We start from the raw sequence: 14,565 nt of genomic DNA, 5'->3' as shown, positions 1-14,565 counted from the left end.
CGGGTGATGACGTGGCGATCTCGCTTGTGGGCAGACAAACAAAAAGATCAAGAGGAATCTCACCACCACCCGCAATTGGGGTTATGCACCACATACGTGTAATTGTTCCAGCGCATTTTCATGAGCAATAAAATGTGCTTCACTAAGTTTGTTTAGGTAGACTTTTGCTGCATACTCAATATGTTGCGGTGCCTGTTCAAAGGGCATGTGGCAGCTACTATCACGATGATCCATGCCACCAAGTAAGCAATACCAGCTTGGTCGAATATAGGGCGATTGTTGTCTGTGTTGGTTGAGCCAAGCATCAAAGTCGCCACCGCTACGCCAGTGTGTGAGTAACTCATCGAGCTCGTTCAAGCTCAGCGCTGCGGCTTTCGCATCTAGCCAATACGGAGTATCTACACGCTTGCTGGTAGCGTAATGGGCCAGTACATATTCTTTGATCCCAAGCACAAGATCAGACAGCTCTTGATTGATAGCTTCATAGTCAAGTTGCTGAGATAACAGCCTATTCAATAACTCAATGCTATGACCTGTGACCATCAGTGCCGTGGCTTCTAATGGTTCGATAAAACTCTGAGCAAGACCAATGGCAAACACATTACCCTCTACACTGCGCGCCATCATGCCCACTCTCATGCTAAGGTGTTTCGCTTGCCCTTTATCAAGTTGAGCTGCTTGGCGCAGCTGTGCCTCAGCTTCCTCAGCGGTGACATATGCGCTACTGTACACGTAACCATGACCAGTTCTGCCTTGCAGTGGGATCTGCCAACGCCAGCCACACGGCATGGCGATAGATGACGTACTCGACGGTAATGGGTCTTTTTTGTCATTGGCAATGGCGACAGCCGCGTCATTAAGTAGCTGATCCGAAAAGGAAACAAACGGCACTTTCAGCGCTTTGTCAATCAACAATGCGTTAAAGCCCGAGGCATCGACGTAAAAATCGCTACTTACCTGCTCACCCGACTCTAGTGTTAGAGCAATAATTTCCCGTGCTTGATGTTGTACTTCACTCACCGTGCTTGGTATATGTTTTACTCCTCGGGCCAAGCTAAATTTTCTTAGCCAATCAGCCAGCTTTTGAGCATCAAAGTGGTAACCGTATTCAAGAGCTCTGGGCAGCGGACTTTGTGGTAGTGGCGCTTGTTGTTTGTCAGCAAGCACTGCTGCCAAAAAGTAATGATTGGGCTTATCAAAGTATTCACTGCCTCGACGCCTCGCATTGGCATTAACAAAGTAGACTTCAGCTGTTTTCGCGTCCATTTCACTGAAAAAAGGGTGAAAGTAGCTACTTTTATCGCCATTCCAGTTATCAAAATAGATCCCAGTTTTATAGCTTGCCTGACATTCGCTCATCCAATCACTCTCTTGCACGCCTAGGCTTTGCATAAAAAGCTGTAAGTGCGGCGTTGAGCCTTCGCCAACACCAATTCGGCCAATGCTTGGAGACTCAATCACAGTGACCGATAAATTAAGTTGATGCCTAGCCAAGTAGGCTGCGCACATCCAACCCGCAGTTCCGCCACCCAGTATGGTTAGTGAATGTATTTTTTTCATGACTCAAATAACCCCAGCCGCAACCGGCTGGGGCTCCATGGTTAGAACTTATAGCTAACGCCAAGGTAATAACGTGCTCCAAATTCAATGGTATTCTGCGTTAACTTGTAGTTAGTGTCGTAAGACTGAATAACCTCATTAGTCAGGTTCACACCTTCTAGGCTGACGTCTAGATTTTCCATTGCATGCCATACCAGTGAGGCATCCCATTGCTGGTAGCTGTCATTGCGTACAGCCTGCGCTGCACCAACGCCAATCCATTCACTGCGCCAGTTATAAGCGATACGTGCACTAAACTGCTCGTTTTCAAAAAATAGTGAGCCGTTGAATGAGTTCTCAGATACCCCAGGCACCATTTCTTTACTATTGTCGGGTGTGGTGGTTTCACTATCCACATAGGTGTAGTTAGTAATAAAACCAAAGCCATTATCAAAACTATGTTGAAGCTGCAGTTCTACCCCTGTTACATCACCATCACCGTTACTGCGCGGACGCGTGACACGACACTGATCGTATTTAGAAGAGTCGGTGCCGCATCCTTCTACGTACTCAACACCTTCAGTCGAGAAGACAACGTTATCAATTTTTTTCACAAAAACAGCTGCTGAGAGCAAAGATGCTGGTGTGAAGTAGTACTCCACACCAATATCTGCTTGATCTGCTTCGTATGGCTTAAGGTTCGGGTTACCACCTGTAGCAGAACCAAAGTTAGCATCAATGGCAAGGCCTGGTTTTAAGTCGCTGTAATTTGTACGGGACATAACGCTAGATGCGGCGGCGCGGATGATAATGTCGTCACTGTAATCATAAGCAACGTTTATGCTTGGCAACCAGTTATCATAATCAACTGTTTCATTAAACTTCTGTTTATCGACATAGCCAAGCGATGTTTGTTCGGTATCAACATAGCGTAACCCGACATTACCACGGAAGTTTTCTCCGCTAAAATCACTTTGTACGTATATCGCGAGCATATCTTCTTCAACGTTAAACGTCTTGCCAAGCGCTTTAATTTCAACTAATTCACCTGCCTCATACTTGCCCTTGATAAAGTTCCACCACTTGTCTTCATCTAACTTGGCGTAAGAATCTAGAATGTGCCCCCCAGTTTGTGAGTGAAGATTGGTAAATACACCATCACTCCAATCAGCAAGGTTTGAGTTTGGTACAAAACCCAATATTTCTGAAGGGTTACGCTCTAGCGCAACACGCGAAAACTCATTTTGGTTTACCTTCACACCAGCTTGAATATTATTGAAATAAGCATTATCTAACATCCACTTCACATCTGCTTGCGCATAGCTCACATCGTGTTCTTGCACGGTTGTTTGAAAGTTAGCTTCTTGAGCATGTTTAAATTGCGTCGCATCAGTTGGGTCTAAAGAGTCAAACCAGATTTGATAAGGACCTGAAGCGTCGTATGTAAATCCGCCGTCGGTGCTGCTTTGACCATCAGGGAATGCAGGGTCGCCAATGCGCTCACCTTCATCTGAAGCTGGGATCCACCAGCTTGATGAACCAAACTGAGTACCACCTTCAGAGCTAGAGTGACCGATTACACCGCTGATCTCAAAAGTGTCTCCTACATATTTACCGCTTAGGTTAAGTACGTCGACTTCCATGTTTACAGCGTTACGAACAACTGGGTTATAGATAATGTTCGCATAACCTGGCAAAATGCGCGCACGCTGCGTACCACCTGCCGCATTGTTTTGCACATCAACCGCACCGGCACCACGGGCACTTACCGTAAGAAAGTTATGGTTCACATGTGGATTATCAAATTCAAAGCTAAAATAGTCGACAGTGAACTCGGTATTGTCACTTGGTGCGAATTGCGCGGTCAGTTGTGCGCTGGTACGTTCGCGCTCTGCTTTGAATGCTTGCGAGCCGATAGCCCAAGCACCTACTGTGGAAGCTTGCCCAGCATCTTGGTTGGCGGCAAAATATTCATAATAACCACCAATGGACTCGATAACATGGCGACCCGACGTCAGACTCTCAACAGAATAAGCCGCCAGTACACCGAATTTTTCATCATCATTTTTCCAGCTACCTAAAAACGATCCACTTAAGTCGTTTTCATCATACAAAGAGGAGCGGCCCAGTTCTGCTGACACCATATAAGTGTGCGCATCTAAGTCCAAGGGTTTACGCGTCACTAGGTTTACCGTACCACCCAATGCACCTTCTTCGATGTTTGCCTCTGGCGTTTTGTAGACATTCACCGCCGACACTTGCTCTGCAGAGAGCAGCTCCATGTTAAACGTGCGGGTCGCTGGGCCTAAATCATACCAATCGGTACTAGCAACTGACTGGCCATTTAACAAAATGCGAGACTGTTCAGGAGCAGTACCACGAATAGTGACACCACTCACTTCACCATATTGACGGTCGACCGTTACCCCTGAAATGCGCTGTAGCGCATCACCAATATTTTTGTCTGGAAACTTACCTATATCTTCCGAGGTGATGGCATCGACAATACCATCTGCAAAACGCTTGGTGTTCATTGAGGCTTCAAGCGAGCGACGAATTCCTCTGACTTCAATCACTTCAACACTTTCATCGGCGCTTTGATCTTGGGCAAAGGCTGATGGTGCTACTGTGAGTAGCAAGGGTGATAAGGTACTTGCTGTTATGATGGCAGCAAGTTTATTCAATTTAAATTGCTTCAACTTAGTTGTATTCATTATTCTGCCCATTGTTCCTAATCTGTTATTGGCAGAAGCTAGGGTATCGTCTTGGGTGTTTTATAAGCAGTATATTTCTATCTACTACTGATACTTTTCACGCTTAAACGAAGATAGTTTGATAAAAACACTTCACAGCAATGTTGGCAATCCTATATTTCGATAGGTTAAAATTATTTAGTGATTGAATTTGCATGGTATCTTATTTAATGCAATCATTTTTCAGTTTTAAATTTGTAACATTAAGATATTTAAGATATTTAAGATATTTAAGATATTTAAGATGTTTAAGATGTTTGATAAGGTTGTGTTGTTGCAGCGAAAGTCAGTCCCTCGAATGTAAAAGGAAATTACTATGCGTGCGATGTATGAAAAAGTACTGCCATCACCGGGATGTTCATGGCGCTATTGCCTCTATCAATTACCCGAAATTCCCTTTAATTGGCACTATCATCCAGAATATGAGATCTGTTTGACGCTAAACAGTGTTGGCGTATGTCACGTAGGAGATCATATCGCCCCCTATGACGATCTAGATTTAGTTATATTAGGTCCTGATTTGCCCCATACTTGGCAATCAAAACCTAACCCTGATAACAGCGCTCACGTTGTGCATGTAGCACAAATACCAGCGAATTGGTTAGAGTCTTTGGTAACACAGCACCAAGAATTACATGGTTTATCTGAATTGTTAAATGCATCACGCCGTGGTGTAAAATTCTCCAAAAAGGTAGCACTGCAAGCGAAAGTTTGGTTTGAACAAATGGCCGATGCGCAGCCGTTAACCCGCTTTGTGCTGCTACTAAAAGTGCTAACGCTAATGACAACTTCGGATTATCAGCATTTGGCCAGCAACGGCTTTCGCTTTGATGATCGCCATGACCCAGCCAAAGACAAGTTCGATCGAGTTATTGCTTATATCTATGATAATTATACCGAAAAATTAAGCGCCGATGAGCTTGCACAACAAGCGCATATGAGTACCAATCATTTCCATCGTTTTTTTAAAAAGCGCACAGAGCGTACCGTTACCGAGTTTATTAATCAGCTACGCATTGCCAAAGCCTGTAAGCTTTTGATTAGCTCTGCATCCCCGATCAGTGTAATATCGGATCAATGTGGCTTTAATAACATTTCTAACTTTAACCGCCGATTTCAAGTGTTGAAGGCGTGTACGCCCAGTGAGTTTCGTGCTCGACTGCATCAAAAGGCATTGTATTAAAATGCGATAAGCAGCAAATAACCACAAATTAAACTAAACGAACCTGTGTCGTTACTCGCAAATCAATCAATTTAACCTACAATGAAATAAGTCTTAACTAGCTGTAAGCAATATTGATGAAAGAGTGTATTTGGCTGTTTCTTTCCTTCTCTATTTTTATTTGTACTTCAATAAACGCACAACTCCCCGATGAAGAGTTTAGTCAATTACGCACACAAGTAAGTAAAGCGGCGGGTCAATCGCCACTGGCAGGCATTGAACAGGTTGAAAAGATAATTAATGAATATAATCAAAAGCTTGCAAACTTTCAAACCATCCGGCTGCTCTATCTAAAGTCTTGGTATCAAATCAATGCAGACCGATTAGAAGCGGCCTTGGATACCTTAGCTCAAGCACGCCTAATGGCGCGAGATATTAAAGAACCAGGTATTTTATATAGCTATTACAGTATCTCTGCCAGTGCCTTTTCTAACATTGAACTTTATGATTTAGCTTTAAAAAATAACTTAAAGGCCTACCAAGAAGCGCCATTACTAAATCGCCCTCAATTTATCGCGCAAACAGAAAATAATATCGGCCACGTGTATTTAAAGCTGGGCCTGTTAGAAGAAGCAGAAAATTACTTTCAACGTTTTTACAATTCCGCAATGGAATTAGACTTAGCATCACAACAAGCAACTGGATTAAACAACTTAGGTGAAGTTGCCTATTTACAAGGAAAACTCGGAAAAGCCAAACAATTGCATCAAGAAGCGCTTGAGATCCGTAGAGCAAATGGTTATGACTACCACCTTTCTTGGTCACTTTATAATTTGGGCCGGGTTTATGCTAGTGAAGGCAATTTTCGCCAAGCTGAACAATATCTAAAAGACGCAATCAAAAATTGGCAAAACAAAAGCGCCCACTCAAAAACAGACAGGGCACTCCTCGAGCTTGTAAAAATCTATCTAATACAAAATCGGTTTGATGAAGCACAAGCAAAAATTGAGCAAGTAATACAGCTTGCAGAGCAATATAAACACTTTAGTTCATTGCAAAGGGCTTTAAAGCTAAAAAGCGAACTAATGCAGCAATCTGGCGAGCTAATCGAAGCTTTGGAGGCCCTTAAACAATATAACTCAGCCTATGAAACATTTACTAAAAAGCAAGCCTCTATTGGACTTGCTTACATGCTTTCGCAAACTGAATTACAAACTAAAGAAATGGCCTTAAAACAACTAGAACAAGCGCACCAAATAACACTTGCCAAAGCGGAGTCAGAACGTCGCCAAGGTTGGATTATATTATGCAGCTCGCTGATTATTATCACGGTAACCTGGGCCTTTATGTATCGATTAAATAGTAAAAAGAGGCAGCTGCAGAATTTACTGACACAACTCAACAACACCCAAGAAAAACTGGTCGAGTCTGAAAAAATGCGGGCAATGACCACGCTTGTCTCTGGCATGGCACATCAGCTTAACACCCCACTTGGGCTTGTGATCACCGCTGACTCCAGCTTACAGTCATTGGTAGAGCGTCTATCCACGCAGTTTTCTAGTCAGTCTTTAACACAAAAGTTGCTTGAGCAATTTATTCACGAAGCAACTGAGCTATTGCAACTGAGTCAAAAGAATAGTGAAAAAGCAGCAGACATGGTTCAACGATTTAAAATGATGTCGGCAAAACTACAAATCAGTGAGTTAACTAACTTTTGTGTATTAAGCTTTTTACAAAGTCATACCAAAACCTTAATCGCAACACAGCAAAAGTCGATACAATTGTGCTTAGATGGAGAAAATATAGAGCTTACTAACTATGCGCCAGTGTTACTCAAAGTTATCGCACAACTCATTGAAAATTCAGTTAAACATGGCTTTACCAATACTGAAAACCCAAAAATTGAAATTGTTGTTGAATGTGACGCCAATGAGCATGTGCTCATCCATTACAAGGATAACGGCTCGGGTATTGCGATAGAAAAACGCAAGCAAATTTTTGACCCGTTTTATACCACTCGATTGGGAGAAGGTAGTTTAGGTTTAGGCCTTAATATTATCTACAATTCGGTCGTGCATATTATGTGCGGCCAAATCGACTGCATTGAAGACAGTGAAGGTGCACATTTTGTGATCCGTATACCTAAAGAAATACCTCATAACACAGTCTTTGATGCAAGTCCTATTGTATCTCATAGTTAGTGGTATCAGGCCTACCCTTATAGTTATTTTCAATAGAAATTTGAGTATTTAAAAATTTAAAATAACAGTATAATAATCATCTACTTTTGCGAAAAAAGTCATTTTTAATCGACAATTTAAAGGCAGCGCAACATTACCCACAAAAACAATTGTATTAATATAAATAAAAGCTTTACCAACCAATTTTATACCGCTTGCAATATCATTTAAAAAAAATAAAATACCGCCAGACTGAGTAATAACTCTATATTTGACTTTATTAAGGATGAACAATGAAAAAGTTAGGTCTGATAATCGCAAGCACTGTAACATTTACGGCGTTTGCTAATGTTGAGCAAGCCGCTTCTCTGCCTGTAAATAAAAACATTAAAATTGTAGCTATTGGGCAAAGCGGTTGGGATCCAATTTGGCGAGAGCCAACTTGCAGTATTGAAAAAACGGATGAAGACTCTGTAGGCAATGCTTATATGATCAACCATTACGATATGTGTTTGTGTCAAAACAGTAAAAAAGCAAGCTATTTAATTGAAGATACGCAACAAAATCCAAAACAAGAAGCGGTTATTTGTTATCTCGAGCAGTAACCAAATTTTAGCTTTACCAAACATCCATGTAATTACAGTGCACTCTGTAATTACATGTAATAGAACAAAGTTGGTACCACTCATATACTTTTGCTGTTCAAAAGGAGAATATTATGTGTACCAACTTCGTAATCACAACCGAAACAAGCTCAAAAGAAAAAATCCCTTTCACGATACCTGATGCAGTCATTGTTGGCAGAACAATGGAATTTGGTAATCAATCAGTTGCAAATGGGCAAGTAACTATCTTACCTAAAGGTGAACAACTTTATTCATATGGTAAAACAAAAGCACACCACAAATACTGTATAGTGGGTGTAAACATTAACGTCACAACTGATGATAATAACGATGATGGGTATGTAGCACAACTGCTTGGCAATTGTTTATCCGATGGTATGAACGAGGAAGGACTCACTTGTGGCTCGTTATGGTTACCGGGTTCTGAATACCTAACAACAGAAAAAATACAAGACAATGATATTCCGGTTTATTTATTCACTAACTGGGTACTGGGTAACTTTTCCTCAACTGAAGAGGTAGAACAAGCTGTTAACTCTCGAGATTACCGCTTTTTTGAAGTAGCAAAGCTTCCCCTACCTTTACACTTTCCTATCACCGATAAATCAGGCAAGAGCATTGTTATCGAGTTTTCTTCTAAACATGGAACGCCTTGTGTGTACAACAACGAGCTTGGCGTTTTAACTAATGCACCAACCTACCCTGAACAGCTCGCAAATTTAAACGCCATGCTACGAGAGCATAAGTTTAGCCCTTATAATCCACCCCAAATAGCATGCTCAATCGAAGCACCACAAGGCGAAGGATATGGGTTAGCAGGATTACCAGGCGACCCTGTTCCGGCTTCACGCTTTGTTAAAACAGCGGTTTTAAAACAGTTTGCAACCGATGCCCAAGCAGGATATAAAATCAAAAATGCAGCAGATGCAAAAACTCTTGCGTATCATTTGATTAACTCGGTTGACTTACCAAAAGGCGTTACCCGTTATGGTGATGCCCACTTAAGCGAAGGCAGCGATTATACACAGTGGGTCGTGGTTAAAGATTTAAGCCATGGCGAATTTCAGATCCGTAAATACGACTCTCCAATCCCGTATAAGATTGATTTTGATACAATAAGCCAGCTCGATTTGACTGCACCAATGTATATTGATGTACCTAAAGATGTGGACGCTTTACCACTGATACCAAACACATAATCTCACGTTTTGGATAAGAATTTTGCAATATAAAATACGTGTAGAAAGGCATAACTTTATTGGAAATGATTCGCTTATCCGACGCTGAGGTTAATTACCCCACAATATAAACCAGCTTGAGGTGACTCATCTCAAGCTGGTTTACGCGGTAGTAGAGAACTAAAATACTTATAGCAACTCTCGTAGAATAAGTATTAACTTATCGATATCCTCTCGGGCAATATCTTTATGAGTTACAAGCCTCATGCCTTGATATCCAGGCGTAATAACAATACCCTGCGTTTTTAATTTTTCACATATTTTTTGAATATCAACATTATCCTCAATATCCACAAATACAATATTGGTATGTACTGGGTATGGCTCTGTATTAAATCCCTTTAGGGTATTTAACTGATGTGCTAAATATTGTGCATTGTCATGATCGTCAGCTAAACGACTCACATTATGTGTTAATGCGTAATGCCCCGCGGCAGCTAGGATCCCCGCTTGTCGCATACCACCACCGAGCATCTTTCTGAGTCGTCTTGCTTTGTTAATAAATTCGTGATTACCTAGCAGTAATGACCCCACCGGAGCTCCTAACCCTTTAGACAAGCAAATTGTCATTGAGTCAAAATGTTGGCTAATTTCTTTTATATCAACGTTTAATGCAACTGCCGCGTTGTATACACGTGCGCCGTCTAAATGCAGCATGAGTTGATGCTTATTGGTGAACGCTCTGGCTTGTGCTAGATACTGCAAACTTAACACCTTACCACCTATGGTGTTTTCTAAACTCACTAAGCGCGTTCTAGCAAAGTGACTATCATCCGGTTTAATGGCTTTTTCAAGTTTAGTTAGGCACAAGCTACCGTCAGGTTCATTTTCGATTGGTTGAGGTTGTACCGAGCCAAGTACAGCAGCTCCGCCCGCCTCATATCGATAGTTATGGGCATTTTGCCCACACAAATACTCATCCCCACGTTCACAATGGCTTAATATGGCCAATAAGTTTGCCTGAGTGCCTGAGCTGACAAACAAACTTGCTTCAAAACCATGGCGTGTTGCCGTCCATTGTTCCAACGCATTAACGCTGGGATCATCACCATAAACATCATCACCAACTTCAGCGTTGCTCATCAACAAGCGCATTTGTTGGCAAGGTTGGGTGACCGTATCTGAACGAAAATCTATCATGCTACAGCCCCTTTTAAAGTTGGTTTTTATAAACAACACCATTTTTCATTACAAAGCTAACTTCACTGAGCGCTGAAATATCTTCTTCAGGGTTGGCTTTGATGGCAATGATGTCAGCATATTTGCCCACCTCTAAAGAACCTAAGGTATCTTCTTGACCAAGTAACTTTGCTGCAGAGCGCGTTGCACTGACCAGCACCTGCTTTGGCGTCATACCATACTCCACCATCAACTGAGCTTCTTTAGCATTATCTCCGTGGCGAGATACTCCTGAGTCAGTGCCAAACGCTATATTAACGTTGTTTTTTAGTGCATTACGAAATGCTCGCTCTACCACAGGTGCAACTTCACGTACTTTATTTGCAATCGCTTTTGGCATATTAGGATTACTTAGTACCTCTTTTGATACGGTGTAGCCTGCAAGTAGAGTTGGTACTAAATAGGTATCGTGTTTTTTAAATAAGGCTATTGATTCATCATCCAAATATGAACCGTGCTCTATCGAGTCTACACCGGCGCGAATCGCTGCATTGACGCCTCGAGTACCATGCGCATGAGCCGCCACTTTACGGCCAAGGTTATGAGCAGTATTTACAATGGCATTGAGTTCGTCATCTGTCAGCTGTTGATTTAAGCCTGCGGCAGTGTTGCTTAACACCCCTCCTGTGGCAGTTATTTTTATTACGTCTGCACCATATTTAATGACCTCTCGCACCGCGCGTTGACAATCATCAGCACCATCACAAATGCCAATACTAGTATTCATCGCGTCTGTCAGGTCATGTCGATAACCATGCATATCACCATGGCCGCCCGTTGCAGATACCGCGTTACCTGATGCAAATATTCTCGGACCCACTATAAGTTGCTTTTCTACAGCACGTTTAAGGGGAAATATAACGTGGTAATTCGCGCCTAAATCTCTAACCGTGGTAAAACCTGCATCGAGCGTTTTTTGCAAATAAGGGAGCGAGTTTAACGCATAGTCCGCATTGTCCTGCGTTAACCACCCGTGTGGGTTTGCATGTTTGTCTCGTTCAAATGTTAAATGCACATGCATATCTATCATGCCAGGCATGACATAGTAGTCTTTCAGGTCGTAAAGTTTCACATCTTTCAGGCCTAGCTTTTCAGGTAAAACATAGCCTTCGTGGATAGCTGAGACTTTGCCCTCTTCTAGAACCAATGTTTGTTTGCTCAGCGCCCCGGCTTCTGGCTTAACTAACACTTTTCCTGCATAAATTACCCCATCAACTTGTGCAAATGCCGCAAAATTAACGAGTGATATACTGGTGAGCAGCAACCCTGCCTTAATTATTTTCATTCTTTTCTCCTCTTATACAGATAGTGTTAATACCATATTGACTGCTATCTGTTTTTTATTTGCGCTCAACGACTGAATTTTAGCCATATTACGGCTCAGATTAGTGATTAATTGAGCGACACAAATACCGCAACTGTTCAATAAACGCCTTTGCTGCTACCCCTAAACGGTCACTATCTTGAAACACGAGATACAACGCACTTGAGCGCGTTGCATTATGGGTTAGAGGCAATTGCTTTAATAAGCCATTTTTTAATTGTTCTGTAATCGCACTTGCTGGTAGCCAAGCAAACCCTAACCCCTCACAAATCATATCAATTGAAGTTCGCAGATGGCTTACTGTCCACCTTTGATTTGCCTCAAGCCACCCTGAGTCTGAACGTTTATTATGCGCTGAATCTCGAATAACAATCTGCCGAAATGACTTAAGATCTTCAAACGTCAACGGCCTATTATATTGTTGTAACGGATGAGTAGGACTCGATACAGCGACAAATTCAACACGACACAGTTGTTCACTAAATCCACTTGCTAAAGTCATTGGAGAAATTGCAATATCGGCTTGGTTGTTTTCAACCAGCTCATGTGCGCCACTTAAAATAGACTCAAAAAGTTCAATCCTAAGCAGAGGGAATTTCTCCGATGTGTTATCCAGTGCTTGATAAAGAATTTGCTTTGCAAAAACTTCGTCTACAGCAATACGCAGTGATGTTTCAACTCCCTTTGCAAGCGTATGCCCAACAGACTCAACCTTCTGTGCCTCATCTAAAAGGTAATTTGCTCGACGCAGCAACATTTGTCCCGCTTCAGTTAATCTTGTTTTTCTTCCTTCGACATAAAAAACTTTGACACCCAGCGAATGCTCTATTTTGCTCACTGCGGTATGAATACTTGATTGGCTTTTATGTATCTGCTCAGCGGCTTGGTTAAAGCCACCATGTTCGGCCACCATACGAAGCATTCGCCACTGCTCAAGAGTAATTCTTAGCATGATGCAGTACTTTCCTTTCATTTATTCTGTAGATACACAGCTAGTAAAGCATATCGATGTATTTGGGTGAATGACTTTTTTATCTTGGTGATCATAAATGATAAAAAATGACTTTACCTAAAGTTAAGTTGAGCTTTTACGCTAGCTAAAAATTAAAACGACTTTCAAAAGGATCACTCAATGCGTAAAACAGTTATTTTATTTTCAAGCGCCAATAAAAGCGGCAATACATTCAAGCTCGTAAATCTAGTTATGACACAGTTGCACGCTGAGCAAGTTAAATTGGTGTCAATCGACGACCTTGAATTTTCTGATTACACTTATTCAAATAAATATACTAGTGACGATTTTTACCTTGTATCTGAGGCACTAGATTGGGCCGACAACATTGTGTTTGCCTCTCCCGTTTATTGGCATAGTGTCAGTTCAAATATGAAACGCTTGATTGACCGCATGACGGAGTTAACAGAAAATCCAACCATCAAACCCATCGGTAAAGGCTTAAAAGGAAAACAAGGGTACGTGTTAACAACCTCAGCCAGTGCACAGGTTTGTGAGATATTTTCAGGTTTTTTTGATAAACTTTTTAGCTACTTTGGTATTCACAATACCGGTTTACTTCATGTGTCATGTAGAAATGGCTTTGCGTTAACCACTAATACGCTTAATCAATTTACACAACATCTTAATAGTCAAAAAGCGTAACGATTAACTAAGTTACCGCTCGCTTAAGATAAGCTGCTGAAAAGTTCAGAGCGATTATATTGAGTCATATTGACGCAATATAGCAATCATGACGAGCTCAATGAGATAGACAACAGCATCCAACCAAGCACTTACCCGTCCCCCTGACGAAGGTCAGGATCTCTTAAGCGAGTGGTATTAAAGATGAAGTAACCCTTGTTAAAACGATGAGCTAACTTACGTTGGTGATACCAGTTGATATTGTCGACGTACCTCGTCAATCAGACGGTGGCGAGAGCTGCGGTGGCGCTCATGTGGCGCAAAATGCGCACTGACCTTATCGAGCAAATCAACCGCCTTTGCTAAAGCATTCAGCTCAGCAGCACTAAGATGCTCTGTAAGTGTTAATTCATTAATTTGAGCAATTGCAAGCTCTTTAGCGGCAATATCTTCAGGTAAACCTGAGCGTGTACATAAACCATAGGTGCCCGATAAAAAGTGTTGCCACTCAGATTCTACATGTTCAGCAAGTTTAATGTTTAGCTTTTCATCTTTACATTGATAGCCCTGAGTTTTTAAAACGCTCACTGTTTGCAGGTATCTTTGACTGAAAACTTGATAAATAAACTCGGGCTCGGCATTGGCTTGCACTATGCCAAGCCAATGTAAGTAGCCTTTGGCATAATACTCACACTCAGTTTGCTGCTCATGATGACCAAAAAATGACTCACAACCGACATGCAAGTTCAGCACATATGACGCTTTTGGCATGATCCCACTTTGTTGATAACTACGCAGTGCCTGTTCACCGACCCCTGAGTTTGACAACAACTGTGATAAAGAAATAAAGTGACCGTTCAGATAATCTAGTAGCTGCACTATTCGTTCCTTGTAATAGTAATAATTAATTAGTTTGTTTAGTTTGCTC

Annotated in this window: 11 protein-coding genes; 5 read left to right on the top strand and 6 right to left on the bottom strand. The window is 41.7% G+C overall.

Annotated elements, in window-relative coordinates; all coding sequences use genetic code 11:
• Positions 1–81 precede the first annotated feature (81 nt).
• Both HG263_RS17120 and HG263_RS17115 read right to left on the bottom strand, forming a co-directional pair.
• Positions 82–1,560 (bottom strand): tryptophan halogenase family protein, encoded by a 1,479-nt coding sequence (locus HG263_RS17120; RefSeq protein ID WP_171627315.1) that lies wholly within the window; start codon positions 1,558–1,560, stop codon positions 82–84.
• A 41-nt stretch (positions 1,561–1,601) separates the two neighbouring features.
• Entirely contained in the window at positions 1,602–4,253 is a 2,652-nt protein-coding gene (locus HG263_RS17115; protein ID WP_171627314.1) for a TonB-dependent receptor, read from the bottom strand.
• Between the two features lie 355 nt (positions 4,254–4,608).
• Between HG263_RS17115 and HG263_RS17110 the strand changes: the two genes are divergently transcribed.
• From HG263_RS17110 to HG263_RS17095, 4 genes are all read left to right on the top strand, one after another.
• Entirely contained in the window at positions 4,609–5,475 is an 867-nt protein-coding gene (locus HG263_RS17110) for a helix-turn-helix domain-containing protein (RefSeq protein ID WP_171627313.1), read from the top strand.
• 116 nt (positions 5,476–5,591) lie between these two features.
• A complete protein-coding gene (locus tag HG263_RS17105; protein WP_171627312.1) occupies positions 5,592–7,655 on the top strand; it encodes a tetratricopeptide repeat protein in 2,064 nt (687 codons plus the stop codon).
• Positions 7,656–7,927: 272 nt separating this feature from the next.
• Entirely contained in the window at positions 7,928–8,239 is a 312-nt protein-coding gene (locus HG263_RS17100; protein ID WP_171627311.1) for a hypothetical protein, read from the top strand.
• Between the two features lie 113 nt (positions 8,240–8,352).
• The gene (locus tag HG263_RS17095; protein ID WP_171627310.1) at positions 8,353–9,459 is read left to right on the top strand and encodes a linear amide C-N hydrolase; all 1,107 of its coding nucleotides are present in this window, start codon (positions 8,353–8,355) and stop codon (positions 9,457–9,459) included.
• A gap of 168 nt (positions 9,460–9,627) precedes the next feature.
• Here HG263_RS17095 and ltaE read toward each other — a convergent pair whose 3' ends face one another.
• The 3 genes from ltaE to HG263_RS17080 all read right to left on the bottom strand — a co-directional run bounded on the left by ltaE (position 9,628) and on the right by HG263_RS17080 (position 12,953).
• The gene (gene ltaE / locus HG263_RS17090) at positions 9,628–10,638 is read right to left on the bottom strand and encodes a low-specificity L-threonine aldolase (protein ID WP_171627309.1); all 1,011 of its coding nucleotides are present in this window, start codon (positions 10,636–10,638) and stop codon (positions 9,628–9,630) included.
• A 13-nt stretch (positions 10,639–10,651) separates the two neighbouring features.
• Positions 10,652–11,953, bottom strand: coding sequence for a metal-dependent hydrolase family protein (locus tag HG263_RS17085; protein WP_439331999.1), 1,302 nt, complete (start codon positions 11,951–11,953; stop codon positions 10,652–10,654).
• Between the two features lie 109 nt (positions 11,954–12,062).
• Positions 12,063–12,953, bottom strand: coding sequence for a LysR family transcriptional regulator (locus tag HG263_RS17080; protein WP_171627307.1), 891 nt, complete (start codon positions 12,951–12,953; stop codon positions 12,063–12,065).
• A gap of 180 nt (positions 12,954–13,133) precedes the next feature.
• Between HG263_RS17080 and HG263_RS17075 the strand changes: the two genes are divergently transcribed.
• Entirely contained in the window at positions 13,134–13,658 is a 525-nt protein-coding gene (locus HG263_RS17075) for a flavodoxin family protein (protein ID WP_171627306.1), read from the top strand.
• A 216-nt stretch (positions 13,659–13,874) separates the two neighbouring features.
• On the opposite strand, the gene HG263_RS17070 is transcribed toward HG263_RS17075, so the two are convergent.
• On the bottom strand, positions 13,875–14,516 hold the full coding sequence (locus HG263_RS17070; RefSeq protein ID WP_171627305.1) for a DUF6058 family natural product biosynthesis protein: 642 nt from the start codon (positions 14,514–14,516) through the stop codon (positions 13,875–13,877).
• Positions 14,517–14,565: the final 49 nt, after the last annotated feature.

The sequence above is a fragment of the Pseudoalteromonas caenipelagi genome, from assembly GCF_013140855.1.
Lineage (GTDB): Bacteria > Pseudomonadota > Gammaproteobacteria > Enterobacterales > Alteromonadaceae > Pseudoalteromonas > Pseudoalteromonas caenipelagi.
This window is presented reverse-complemented; position numbering and strand designations above follow the sequence as displayed.

Coding starts and splice junctions, on each gene's coding strand:
- HG263_RS17110 (WP_171627313.1), top strand. CDS start 4,609: ATGCGTGCGATGTATGAAAAAGTACTGCCATCACCGGGATGTTCATGG.
- HG263_RS17075 (WP_171627306.1), top strand. CDS start 13,134: ATGCGTAAAACAGTTATTTTATTTTCAAGCGCCAATAAAAGCGGCAAT.
- ltaE (WP_171627309.1), bottom strand. CDS start 10,638: ATGATAGATTTTCGTTCAGATACGGTCACCCAACCTTGCCAACAAATG.
- HG263_RS17100 (WP_171627311.1), top strand. CDS start 7,928: ATGAAAAAGTTAGGTCTGATAATCGCAAGCACTGTAACATTTACGGCG.
- HG263_RS17120 (WP_171627315.1), bottom strand. CDS start 1,560: ATGAAAAAAATACATTCACTAACCATACTGGGTGGCGGAACTGCGGGT.
- HG263_RS17105 (WP_171627312.1), top strand. CDS start 5,592: ATGAAAGAGTGTATTTGGCTGTTTCTTTCCTTCTCTATTTTTATTTGT.
- HG263_RS17095 (WP_171627310.1), top strand. CDS start 8,353: ATGTGTACCAACTTCGTAATCACAACCGAAACAAGCTCAAAAGAAAAA.
- HG263_RS17080 (WP_171627307.1), bottom strand. CDS start 12,953: ATGCTAAGAATTACTCTTGAGCAGTGGCGAATGCTTCGTATGGTGGCC.
- HG263_RS17115 (WP_171627314.1), bottom strand. CDS start 4,253: ATGAATACAACTAAGTTGAAGCAATTTAAATTGAATAAACTTGCTGCC.